This is a genomic window from Aestuariivirga sp. (genome assembly GCF_044238155.1).
GTDB lineage: Bacteria > Pseudomonadota > Alphaproteobacteria > Rhizobiales > Aestuariivirgaceae > Aestuariivirga.
The window spans coordinates 1-11,045 of record NZ_JBIIDX010000119.1; the positions used below are offsets into that span (position 1 = coordinate 1).

The following is an 11,045-nucleotide window of genomic DNA, read 5'->3' on the forward strand; positions in this document are numbered from 1 at the left end:
TCGATAACTTGCGTCCTGATATCGCATTCGCATGCAAGATCGCATTGCATACAGGCCAAAGGATGGGAGACGTCGTTGCAATGAAGCGGTCAGATGTTCAATCGGGCAAGATATTCGTCAGGCAGGAGAAGACGGGAAAGGAATTGCTGATCCCGTTGCACCCTGAGATTCGAGAAATGGTCTTGTCCGGAGCGGGAGATAGTATCTGCTGGAAACAAGCAGGTGCTGGCGATTGGACGAGTGAGCAGTTCGAAGCGGCGTTTCAGCGGGAGCGTGCAAAAGTGCCGGGTCTTGAGAAGATGGTGTTCCACGGTCTGCGGAAAAATGCCGCCGTCAAACTGGCCGAGGTCGGTTGCACCACCCACGAGATTGCTTCAATCACCGGGATGAGCCTTCCGATGGTTGAACTATATACTCGAGGGGTTAGGCAGTCGCTGCTTGCTGAGCGGGCAATGGAGAAAGTTCAAGCATATAAAGACGTATTGACCAAGCGTTGACCGCCCGCTATCTAAGCCGCGGTTTCTTGAAAGTGTACCCCCTTAGCGAAAGTGTACCCCCTTCAGAAACCGAACCAAGAGCCGAAAGGTCCTAGTCTCAAAAGCTTAGCGCGTTACGGCATTGGGGGATCGTCTAACGGTAGGACCGCGGACTCTGACTCCGCTAGTCTAGGTTCGAATCCTAGTCCCCCAGCCATACCTTTCGTAACTCTGTCGTTGAGGCCAAGGTTCGGCGCTGCTCCAGCCGCCTGGACCCTTTTGACTCGGTGAGGCTCGGCTACTCCGAAATCCTCTGTTGCGTGACCGGGTCGAAGAACACGGCGCGCTCCAGGTTGAAGGCAAGGCGGGCGATGCGACCAGCACTGACCTTTGTATCCGCCCGCAGCCGCGCCACGGCCTCCTTGCCGCCCAGAAAGGTGACGGCAAAAGTATCGGCGCCTGCCGGTTCAATAACCTCGATCATACAATCAAGTTCAATGATGTTGCGTGACAGCCGGTCTGCACCTTCCGGATCGGTGATCGACTCGGGCCGCAACCCGAATACCACCTGCTGGCCCGCACGGGATGCGAGACGCCGGCTTTCAAGCGGAACGAGCAATGGATCGCCCTCACGCTGGTCCATTTCGAGGGCGATGTCCTGTCCCCGCTGCACGACCTTCGCCGCCAGCAGGTTCATCGCAGGCGATCCCATGAAATCGGCTACGAACATGTTCGAGGGAGAATTGTAGATTTCAGCCGGTGTTCCCGCCTGCTGCAGCACACCATCCTTCAGAACCGCAATCTTGGTGGCAAGCGTCATTGCTTCGATCTGGTCATGGGTCACATAGACGATGGATGTCTTGAGGCGCGCGTGCAGCCGCTTGATTTCGGTGCGCATGTCAACGCGCAGCTTGGCATCGAGGTTGGAGAGCGGCTCGTCAAACAGGAACACCTGCGGCCGCCTCACCAGCGCCCGGCCCATGGCGACGCGCTGGCGCTGACCGCCGGAGAGCTGCGAGGGTTTGCGGGCCAGCAGATGGCCGATCTGCAGCATGTCGGAGACATCGCGGATGGCCCGCTCGCGCTCTGGCTTGGCCACGCCGCGCATTTCCATGCCGAAGCCAATGTTCTCCGCCACCGTCATGTTGGGATAGAGCGCGTAGGACTGGAACACCATGGCGATATCGCGCTGGGAGGGGTGGAGATCGTTCACCCGGCGGCCATTGATGCGAATTTCGCCCGACGTGATCGCTTCGAGACCGGCAATGGTGTTGAGCAAAGTCGACTTGCCGCAGCCAGACGGGCCTACCAGCACGAGGAAGCCGCCCTCTTCAATGTCCAGCGTGATGCCCTTCAGCACGTCCACCGTGCCGAACTTCTTTTCCAGCTTGTCGATTTCCAGAAAGGCCATGCGCTAACCCTTGACCGAGCCCGCCATCAGGCCGCGCACAAAATAGCGGCCCGACACGATGTAGACGATGAGCGTGGGAAGCGCCGCGAGCACGGCGCCGGCGAAATGCACGTTGTATTCCTTAACACCGGTGGAGGAATTGACGAGGTTGTTGAGCGCCACCGTCATCGGCATCGAATCGGCATCGGAGAACGAGACGCCGAACAGAAAGTCGTTCCAGATATTGGTAAACTGCCAGATCACCGTGACGATGATGATCGGCCCCGAGCTGGGCAGCAGGATGCGGCGGAAGATCTGCCAGAAGCTTGCGCCGTCGATCATCGCGGCGCGCACAAGCTCCGTGGGGAAGGCTTCGTAATAATTCCGGAAGAACAAAGTAGTGAAACCGAGGCCATAGACCACATGGATCAGGATCAAGCCCGGCAGCGTGCCGGCGAGGCCCAGGAGGCCCAGGATGCGAGCAGCAGGAATGAGCGCAATCTGGAATGGGATGAAGCAAGCAAACAGCATCAGGGCAAAAACGATCGTATCGCCCCGAAAGCGCCACTTGGTGAGCACATAGCCATTGAGCGCGCCCAGCAGCGTGGAAATCGCCACCGCTGGAATCACCATCATCAGCGAATTGGCGAAATAGGGTTTGAGGCCGGTGGGCTGCACGCCGATCTGGGCGGTGGACCAGGCGCTGCCCCACGGCTCCAGCGTGAACAGGAGCGGCAGCGACAACATCCGCCCCTGCTGGATTTCTGTGAGCGGCTTCACCGAATTCACCAGCATCACGTAAAGCGGCAGCAGATAGTAGATGGAAAACAGGATGAGCACCGCATAGATCACAGCGCGCGCCACAGCGCCGGTGCGCACGGCGGTATCCTGGCGGCCGCCGCTCATTTGCGGTTCCCCGCGGCAAGCTCGGAATAGAGATAGGGAACGATGATGGACGCGATCATCATCATCATGACGATCGCGGAGGCAGCACCCATGCCCATCTCGTTACGGGTGAAGGTAAAATTCTGCATGAAAAGTGCCGGCGTCCAGGTGGCGGTGCCGGGGCCGCCGCTGGTCATGGCCACCACGAGGTCATAGGACTTTATGGCGAGATGGGCCAGAACCACGAAAGCCGACAGGAACACCGGGCGCATCATCGGGATGATGATGCGGCGGTACAGCGTCCAGTTCGACGCGCCGTCGATCTGAGCGGCCTTGACGATCTCGTTGTCCACGCCACGGAGGCCTGCAAGGAACATGGCCATCACGAAGCCCGAGGACTGCCACACCGCAGCGATGACGATCGTGTAGATCGCCATTTTGCCTTCCTTGATCCAGCGGAAGGAGAACCACTCGAAGCCCCAGGACTGCATCACCTGCTGCAGGCCGATGCCGGGGTCCAGAAACCATTTCCAGGCAACGCCTGTGACGATGAAGGACAGCGCCATGGGATAGAGATAGATGGGGCGCAGCACGCCCTCGCCCCTGATTTTCTGGTCGAGCAGGATGGCAAGGCCGAGGCCGATGGCGCTGCTCACCGCGATATAGAGGGTTGCGAAGATCGCGAGGTTCTTGAGCGAGGTGATCCAGTTCGGGTGGTTGAACAGCCTCACGTAGTTGTTGAGGCCCACCCAGCTTGAAAGATCTGGAAGGATTTTCGATCCGGTGAGCGACAGGAGCCCGGTGAACAGGATGAATCCGTAGACGAACACCAGGATGAGCGCAAAGCTCGGCGCCAGCACGAGGCGCGGCAGCCATGCCTGAAGCGTGGCACGCGGAGCGGCGATGGCGTTCACGGGGCTTTTGTCCTCTGCGCCGGAATCAGGAGAAAAGGGCCCCGGATTTCGCCGGAGCCCTCGTTGCGTATCAGCCCTTGGCGGCTGCGACGGCTTCGGCCAGCGCCGCGGCGGCGGCAGCCGAGTCCATCTCGCCGTTGAAGTGGCGCGTGACCACATCATAGACGGCGTTCTTGACCGCGGCGGGGGCGGCATGGCCATGCGCCATGGATCCCATCAGCGTGCCCTTTGTATTGGCTTCGGCGAGATCCGCCATGCCCTTCTTGCCGCAATCATCGAACGCGTCATTGGGTACGTCAGTGCGGGCAGGAACCGAGCCCTTCACCACGTTGAAGGCTGACTGGAACGACGGGTTCTCGATGGCGGAAGCCATGAGCAGCTGGGCCTTCTGCTTGTCTTCGCCGACCTTGAACATCATGAACTGGTCGGAGTTGAAGGTGACCGCACCCTGGGTGCCCGGGAAGCGGATGCACACGAAATCCACGCCCGGCTTCTTGCCAGCCTTGAGGAATTCGCCCTTCGCCCAGTCACCCATCATCTGCATGCCGCCCTTGCCCTCGATGACCATTGCAGAGGCGAGGTTCCAGTCGCGGCCGGAGAAGTTGTCGTCCACATAGCTGCGGAGCTTGGCCATGCGGTTGAACACTTCAACCATCTTGTCGCCCGACAGTGCTGCCGGGTCGAGGTCGATCATCGAAGCCTTGTAGAAGTCGGGGCCCATGGAAAGCACCACGGCGTCAAACATGGTGGCCTCCTGCCAGGCCTGGCCGCCATGCGCCAGCGGCGTGATGCCGTTGGCCTTCATCTTGTCCAGCACCACGACCATCTCGTCCCAGGTCTCGGGCGCCTTGCCGCCAGCCGCATCGAGAGCAGCCTTGTTGATCCACACCCAGTTGGTGGAGTGGACGTTGACCGGCGCGGCAATCCACTTGCCGTCATACTTCGAGAAATTCTGCAAGGCAGCCGGGATCACATTGTCCCAGCCTTCGGCAGTTGCGACTTCATTGAGGTCGCCCAGCGTTCCCTGCTTGGCCCAGTCGGTGATGTCGAAGCCCAGAGCCTGCACCGCAGTTGGCGGGTTTCCAGCCGTCACGCGGGCGCGTAGCGCCGTCATCGCGGCTTCGCCGCCGCCACCAGCGACCGGCATGTCCTTCCAGGTGACGCCCTTGGATTCGAGGTCCTTTTTCAGAACGTCAAGTGCAGCGGCCTCGCCACCCGACGTCCACCAGTGCAGTACCTCCACTTCATCGGCGTGAGCCATGGCGGTCAGTCCCACCAGGGCGGCCGTGGTCAGAAAAAACTTGCGCAACATGATGTTCTCCTCCCTTTGTTGCATCAAAAAGCCAGTTGCCAGATCGGTTAAGTAACCAGCTCGTTACGACTGTACAGCGTTGCGCGACATCCCGCAACGGGCATTTCCGGGCGGGTTCAGAAGGACGGCGGCCGTTTGCCGCGAAAAGCGGCAAGACCCTCCTTGAGCTCGTCACTCGCCGCCGCAACGGCCCCGGCCAGCGCCTCGAGCACCCGTTCCGTCTCCTCGCCCTCCGCCGCGTTGATGAGCATCTTGCTGGCCTGGGTGGCCAAAGGCCCGCGCCGCGCCACGCGTTCGGCCATGGCGATGGCCGCCGGCATGCCCTGCTCGCGCGGCACCACGGCATCGACCATACCGAGCTGAAAGCCCTCCGCCGCAGTGAACACCTCACCCGCCAGCGCCATGCGCCGCACAGCCTGCGGCCCGAAACGCCTTACCGCCCGCTGCGTGCCCGACCAGCCGGGAATGATGCCGAGACCAGTTTCCGGCGACCCCAGCTTCACATGTTCTTCCGCGATGCGAAGATCGGCGGTGGCGGCAAGTTCCAGCCCGCCACCAAGGGCGTGGCCATTGAGAACCGCGATCAGCGGCTGGCGAAGCCGCGCGAGCGCATCAAACGCACGGTGGCCATGGCGCACCCACGCGAGTCCGAAATCGGCAGGCGACAGCGCAGCCCAGGCCTCGATGTCGCCACCCGCGCAGAAGGATTTGCCGCCTTCGCCCGTGATGATGGCCACCCGCACCCCCGCCGCAGCTTCAATTGCAAGCGCAGCGCGTTCGAGCGCCAGCACCATCTCGTAGTCGAGGGCGTTGAGCTTGTCGGGGCGGGCCAGCACAATGGTGGCGAGCGGTCCGTCGACCTTCAGCCTGACCCTGCTGTCACCGGTCTCACTCATGGAGCTTGAGCTCCATCTTCTCCACCTCGAACAGGCGGCGATCCATCTCGCGAAGAGTGGGCGACACGATCAGCGGAAACTCCGACTGATCGAGGATGTTGGTTTGAAGATCGACTCCCGGCGCGATTTCGGTGAGCACAATTCCCTCCGGGGTCAGCTTCATGACGCAGCGCTCGGTGACATAGGTCACGTCCTGACCTTGCGCCACGCCGCGGCGGCCGGAGAACGACACCTGCTCCACCTCGTTCACCAGCTTCCGGACCTTTCCCTCCTTTTCGATCTTCAGCTTCTCGTCGACAATCTCCATTCGGGCGCCGGCATTGAAGTATCCGGAAAACACGATCTTTCGGGCCCTCGAGGTGATGTCCACAAAGCCGCCCGCCCCCGCCGTCACATGCGGCCTGGCGCCCAGCTTCGAGACGTTGACCGAGCCGTGCCGGTCGATCTGCAGGAAGGACAGCAGCGAGCAATCGAAGCCCGCCGCCTGAAAATAGGTGAACTGATAGGCCGACGGCACGAAGGCTTCGGCATTGGCGGCACAGCCGAACTGGAACTCGAGCAGCGGCACGCCGCCCACCGCACCCTGCTCGATCACCCAGGTGGCCTGGCCATGCAGCCCCTCCTCGATGAAGATGCGCGGCACATTGGCCGAAACACCGAAGCCCAGGTTCACGGCCCAGCCCTTCCTGATCTCCTGCGCCACACGCCGGGCAATGGCCTTGCCGGTGCCAAATTCCATCAGGCTGAAGCTCGAAATGGGCTTGAACACTTCGCCGGAGATTGCCGGATCATAGGGCGTCTGGGTGGTCTGCCACTGGTCAGGCGCCTCGACGATGTAATCGACCAGAATGCCCGGCACCCGAACCTGATGCGGTTTCAGCGTCTCGTTTTCCACTACGTTGCGCACCTGGGCGATGACGATGCCGCCATTGTTATGGGCAGCAAGTGCCAGTTCCATGGCACCCAGATAGGCCCCCTCCTGATCAAAGCTGAGATTGCCCCGCTCGTCACAGGCGCTGCCACGGATGATAGCCACCTGCGGAACGATTGTCGGGAAGAAGAGCCAGTCCTGCCCCTCGAAGCGGATCTTGCGCACGATCGGCTGGGCCGCTGCCTTGGCGTTCATGGCACAGCCTTCGCGATCCGGATCCACGAAGGTGTCGAGCCCGACCTTGGTGATCACGCCGGGTCGCTTCGCGGCCGCCTCGCGCATAAGGTCAAGCATGATGCCCGATGGCACGTTGTAGGCCGGCATCTCGTTCGCACCCAGCATTTGCCAGATCATTGGCGGCTCCGAGGTCGAGGGCCCGGATGGATAGGACCCCGCGATGATCCGGCCAATCAGCCCTGGCTTGGCGATATGCTCGACCCCGCGAATACCGAACATGTCGCCCGCCGCAATCGGATGCAGCATGGTGAGGCTGCGCGGATGTGACTCGTGATCGAAGCGCTCGCCGATCGCCTTCAGCACAGCGTCCGGGCAGTTGAGGCCTGAAGATGAATTGACGGCGACCACTGCTCCATCCGGAATGGTCTTGACGGCTTCTGCGGCTGAAACGATTTTCGGCATCATTCACCTGTTACCGCGGATCATGTCCGCGGCCTTTTCTGCAATGGCGATGGTAGGGGCGTTGGTGTTGGAGGAGACGACCTCTGGCATGATCGAGCTGTCACAGACGCGCAGCCGCTCGATGCCGCGCACGCGCAGCGCCAGATCGACAACCGCCATCGGATCGCGGCCCATCTTGCAGGTGCCGACCGGATGGTAGGAGGAGCGGGCGTTGGAGCGCGCGCAGGCTTCGTAATCCGCCTTGGTCTTCACCGCAGGCCCGGGGAAATGCTCGGCTGAGACGAATTTGCGCATGGCATGGGTGCGGCCCACTTCCTGGGTGATCTTGATGCCGTCGATGTGGCGGTCAAGGTCATAAGGGTCGGCGAAGGAATTGGGGTCGATGAGCGGCGCGTCCTCCGGCCTCGCCGAGCGCAGCCGGACGACGCCGCGCGAGCGCGGCCGCACATGATAGGAATTGCAGGTGGCGCCATTGCCGCCCGGCACGCTGCCCACGCCTTCCTCCACACCGGCGCCCGCCAGGAAATGAAATTGCAGATCGGGCGTCTTCTCCGAGCGGTCGCTCCACCAGAAGGCCCCGGCCTCGACGATGTTGGAGGCGACGGGCCCGGAGCGGAACATGGCGTATTGCAGCCCCGCCCACAGCTTCCAATGGGCCTTCTTGTATTTGTCGTAGGAATAGGGGCCGTTCAGAACCCAGGTGACATCAGTCGAGAAATGATCGTGGAAATTCTCGCCCACGCCCGGAAGATCATGCACCACCGGAATGCCAACCTCACGCAAGTGCTCAGCGGGCCCGATGCCGGAGAGCATGAGAAGCTTTGGCGAGCCAATGGCGCCGGCGGTGACGATCACCTCGCTTGACGCGGAGATCATCTCAACGCCGGACGGCGTTACGATCTCAACGCCGGTGGCGCGGCCATTCTCAACCACGATGCGCTTCACCAGGACACCGGTGCGCAGTTCAAGATTGGGCCGCCGCATGGCGGGACGCAGATAGCCAACCGCAGCGCTGCAGCGGCGGCCGTTGAGCGTGGTGGTCTGGTAGAGGCCAGCGCCTTCCTGGCGGCCGGAATTGAAATCGGCGTTGTAGGGCATGCCCACTTCCATGCAGCCCTGCACATAGGCCTGTGACACCCGATTCGTGCTCTGCAGATCGGAAACGCCGAGCGGGCCGTCGATGCCATGCTCCGGCCCGCCAAGCCGGGTATTGCCTTCCGATTTCACGAAGTAGTTTTTCAGGTCTTGCCAGCTCCAGCCGTCGCAGCCGTGGTTGCCGGCCCAGCCATCATAATCCTCGGGGCAACCGCGGGTGTAGATCTCGGCATTGATCGAGCTGCCGCCGCCCAGAACTCGGGCCTGCGGATAAACCGTGACACGTCCGTTGGCATGACGCATCGGTACCGTCTGATAGCCCCAGATCAGCGAACCCGACGTCATTTTGAAGAAGCCAACCGGCATGTGGATGTAAGGGTTGGTATCGCGGGGTCCTGCTTCGATCAACAGTACTTTCGCCCCGTCAACCTCCGAGAGCCGGGCAGCAAGCACGCAGCCTGCAGATCCCCCGCCCACGATCACATAATCATACATCGCCCTCTCGACGCCTCTTGCTTCGCAGCCTTGGGTCCGCTTATAAATAACCAGTTGGTTATTTCAAGTGTGGAATCTTGCCCCGCGCCCTGTCCTTCAAGCCCCGCGACCCCGATGCCACAAAGGCGCGCATTCTGAAGGCTGCCAAGGCCGAATTCGCGAAGAACGGGCTGTCCGGCGCTCGGGTGGACGACATCGCGGCGCGTGCCCGCACCAACAAGCGCATGCTCTACCATTACTTCGGCAACAAGGAAGAACTTTTCCGCATCACGCTGGAAGATGCCTACGCCGGCATCCGCGAGGCTGAAGCCGGACTCGAGATCGAAAAGGACGATCCCCTGACGGCGCTGAAGCGGCTGGTGCGCTTCACATGGGGCTATTATCTCGCCAACCCGGAATTCATCACGCTGGTCAACAGCGAGAACCTGCACAAGGCCCGCCATATCAAGGTGTCCTCGCGCATCAGGGAAATGAGCCGGCCCTTCGTCGGCCGCATGCGCGCCCTGCTCGAGCGCGGTGCGGCGGCGGGCGTTTTCCGGCGCGACCTTGACGCGGTGCAGGTCAACATCACCATCGCGGCGATCGGGTATTATTACCTCACCAACCGGTTCACGGGCTCGATCGTGTTCGAGCGCGACCTGATGAGCGAGGGCGCCCTGGGCGACCGGCTCGATTTCAACATCAAGACCGTTCTCCGGCTGGTGTGCACGCCGGAAACGCTTGCCAGACTGGAGAAGGGCAAATGACACAGGCAGCACTGGTCACCGGCGGGCGCCGCGGCATCGGCAGGGCCATTGCGCTGGCGCTGGCCAGCGAGGGCTTTGACGTTGCAGTGGCCGATGTGGTGGCCTCTGACGAGTTGTCCGCCACCGCCGCCGAAATCGCCGCGAAGGGCCGCCGCTCGGCCGCCATCGCCGCAGATATCGGCCGCATTGAAAGCCATCAGGCGCTGCTCGATGAGGCGGAAGCGGCAGTGGGCCCGCTCACCACGCTTGTCAACAATGCCGGAGTATCGGTGCTGAGCCGCGGCGACCTCCTCGACGTGACGCCCGAGAGCTATGACCGCTGCCAGAGCGTCAACACCCGTGGCAGCTTCTTTCTCACCCAGGCCTTCGCGCGGCGGCTTATAGGCCGCAACGCCGAGGGCCATCGCTCCATCGTCACAATTTCCTCCGCCAATGCCGTGGCCCCGTCGATCGCGCGCGGCGAATATTGCATCTCCAAGGCCGGTGCGGCGATGATCACCAAGCTGTTCGCGGCGCGGCTCTCGAATGACGGGATCGGGGTTTATGAAATCCAGCCCGGCTTCATCGAAACCGACATGACCGCTCCATCGAAGGCGAAATACGATGCGCTGATCGAGGGCGGCCTGACGGTGATCAAAAGATTCGGAACGCCAGCCGAAGTGGGCCGCATCGCCGCAACGCTGGCCATGGGCCTTCTGCCCTACACATCGGGCCAGGTCATTCAGGCCGACGGCGGCCTGTTGAGCGTGAGGTACTGACATGAAGATCACTTTCCCGGACGGCGCCTACAAGCTGCGGGCCGAACCGCTGGCCATCCGCAAGCCGCGCACAGCCTTCAACCGCGTTGCCTTCGCCGCCGCCCATGTGGTGGCGGATTCCCTGAGCGGCGCCGACCCGTCCGGGCCGCCGTCGCTCGATTGGGAGCGCACGCTGGCCTACCGCCGCCATCTGCTCGATCTGGGGTTCGGCATTGCCGAGGCGATGGACACCTCGCAGCGCGGCATGGGCCTCGACTGGCCGCGCGCGCTGGAACTCATCAGCCGCTCGCTGAAGGACGCGGGCCCGCGTGCAGGACGCATCTTCTCCGGCTGTGGCACCGACCAGCTCAACCCGGCGGAGGCCCGCAACCTTGACGATGTGGTGAAGGCCTATCTCGAACAGCTGGCCGCCATACAGAAGCTTGGCGGGCGCATCATCCTGATGGCCAGCCGCGCACTGGTACGGGTGGCAAAATCGCCGGACGATTATGTGAAGGTCTATTCGCGC

The 11,045-nt window shown here is 62.2% G+C and carries 11 protein-coding genes and 1 tRNA gene; 5 read left to right on the forward strand and 7 right to left on the reverse strand.

Going from position 1 to position 11,045, the window contains the following annotated elements:
• Together ACILRN_RS12395 and ACILRN_RS12400 are read left to right on the forward strand one after the other, a co-directional pair.
• Nucleotides 1-497: tyrosine-type recombinase/integrase (locus tag ACILRN_RS12395; RefSeq protein ID WP_395688731.1), on the forward strand; the 497-nt coding region annotated here is incomplete at its 5' end.
• Nucleotides 498-619: 122 nt separating this feature from the next.
• Nucleotides 620-693, forward strand: a tRNA-Gln gene (locus tag ACILRN_RS12400).
• Nucleotides 694-774: 81 nt separating this feature from the next.
• Here the strand turns inward: ACILRN_RS12400 and ACILRN_RS12405 are convergent.
• The 7 genes from ACILRN_RS12405 to ACILRN_RS12435 all read right to left on the reverse strand — a co-directional run bounded on the left by ACILRN_RS12405 (nt 775) and on the right by ACILRN_RS12435 (nt 9,033).
• A complete protein-coding gene (locus tag ACILRN_RS12405) occupies nt 775-1,887 on the reverse strand; it encodes an ABC transporter ATP-binding protein (RefSeq protein WP_395688733.1) in 1,113 nt (370 codons plus the stop codon).
• A gap of 3 nt (nt 1,888-1,890) precedes the next feature.
• Nucleotides 1,891-2,772: a carbohydrate ABC transporter permease gene (locus ACILRN_RS12410; RefSeq protein WP_395688735.1), complete on the reverse strand. Its 882-nt coding sequence runs from the start codon at nt 2,770-2,772 to the stop codon at nt 1,891-1,893.
• Nucleotides 2,769-3,665 (reverse strand): carbohydrate ABC transporter permease, encoded by an 897-nt coding sequence (locus tag ACILRN_RS12415; protein ID WP_395688736.1) that lies wholly within the window; start codon nt 3,663-3,665, stop codon nt 2,769-2,771. The genes ACILRN_RS12410 and ACILRN_RS12415 overlap by 4 nt, the downstream gene beginning before the upstream one ends.
• 70 nt (nt 3,666-3,735) lie before the next feature.
• Nucleotides 3,736-4,926: an ABC transporter substrate-binding protein gene (locus ACILRN_RS12420; RefSeq protein WP_395688747.1), complete on the reverse strand. Its 1,191-nt coding sequence runs from the start codon at nt 4,924-4,926 to the stop codon at nt 3,736-3,738.
• Nucleotides 4,927-5,093: 167 nt separating this feature from the next.
• On the reverse strand, nt 5,094-5,873 hold the full coding sequence (locus tag ACILRN_RS12425; protein ID WP_395688738.1) for an enoyl-CoA hydratase/isomerase family protein: 780 nt from the start codon (nt 5,871-5,873) through the stop codon (nt 5,094-5,096).
• Entirely contained in the window at nt 5,866-7,443 is a 1,578-nt protein-coding gene (locus ACILRN_RS12430; RefSeq protein WP_395688749.1) for an acyl CoA:acetate/3-ketoacid CoA transferase, read from the reverse strand. Before ACILRN_RS12430 ends, ACILRN_RS12425 begins: the two co-directional genes overlap by 8 nt.
• Nucleotides 7,444-7,446: 3 nt before the next feature.
• On the reverse strand, nt 7,447-9,033 hold the full coding sequence (locus ACILRN_RS12435) for a GMC family oxidoreductase (RefSeq protein WP_395688740.1): 1,587 nt from the start codon (nt 9,031-9,033) through the stop codon (nt 7,447-7,449).
• Nucleotides 9,034-9,110: 77 nt separating this feature from the next.
• On the opposite strand from ACILRN_RS12435, the gene ACILRN_RS12440 reads away from it, so the two are divergent.
• The 3 genes from ACILRN_RS12440 to ACILRN_RS12450 form a co-directional block, all read left to right on the forward strand.
• On the forward strand, nt 9,111-9,779 hold the full coding sequence (locus ACILRN_RS12440; protein WP_395688742.1) for a TetR/AcrR family transcriptional regulator: 669 nt from the start codon (nt 9,111-9,113) through the stop codon (nt 9,777-9,779).
• A complete protein-coding gene (locus tag ACILRN_RS12445) occupies nt 9,776-10,537 on the forward strand; it encodes a 3-ketoacyl-ACP reductase (RefSeq protein WP_395688744.1) in 762 nt (253 codons plus the stop codon). The genes ACILRN_RS12440 and ACILRN_RS12445 overlap by 4 nt, the downstream gene beginning before the upstream one ends.
• A 1-nt stretch (nt 10,538) precedes the next feature.
• A partial coding sequence (locus ACILRN_RS12450) for a DUF993 family protein (protein ID WP_395688745.1) occupies nt 10,539-11,045 on the forward strand: 507 nt, incomplete at its 3' end.

Excerpts from the sequence above, each read along its gene's own strand:
- ACILRN_RS12435 (WP_395688740.1), bottom strand. The coding sequence starts at position 9,033 with ATGTATGATTATGTGATCGTGGGCGGGGGATCTGCAGGCTGCGTGCTT.
- ACILRN_RS12445 (WP_395688744.1), top strand. The coding sequence starts at position 9,776 with ATGACACAGGCAGCACTGGTCACCGGCGGGCGCCGCGGCATCGGCAGG.
- ACILRN_RS12410 (WP_395688735.1), bottom strand. The coding sequence starts at position 2,772 with ATGAGCGGCGGCCGCCAGGATACCGCCGTGCGCACCGGCGCTGTGGCG.
- ACILRN_RS12430 (WP_395688749.1), bottom strand. The coding sequence starts at position 7,443 with ATGCCGAAAATCGTTTCAGCCGCAGAAGCCGTCAAGACCATTCCGGAT.
- ACILRN_RS12425 (WP_395688738.1), bottom strand. The coding sequence starts at position 5,873 with ATGAGTGAGACCGGTGACAGCAGGGTCAGGCTGAAGGTCGACGGACCG.
- ACILRN_RS12420 (WP_395688747.1), bottom strand. The coding sequence starts at position 4,926 with ATGGCTCACGCCGATGAAGTGGAGGTACTGCACTGGTGGACGTCGGGT.
- ACILRN_RS12405 (WP_395688733.1), bottom strand. The coding sequence starts at position 1,887 with ATGGCCTTTCTGGAAATCGACAAGCTGGAAAAGAAGTTCGGCACGGTG.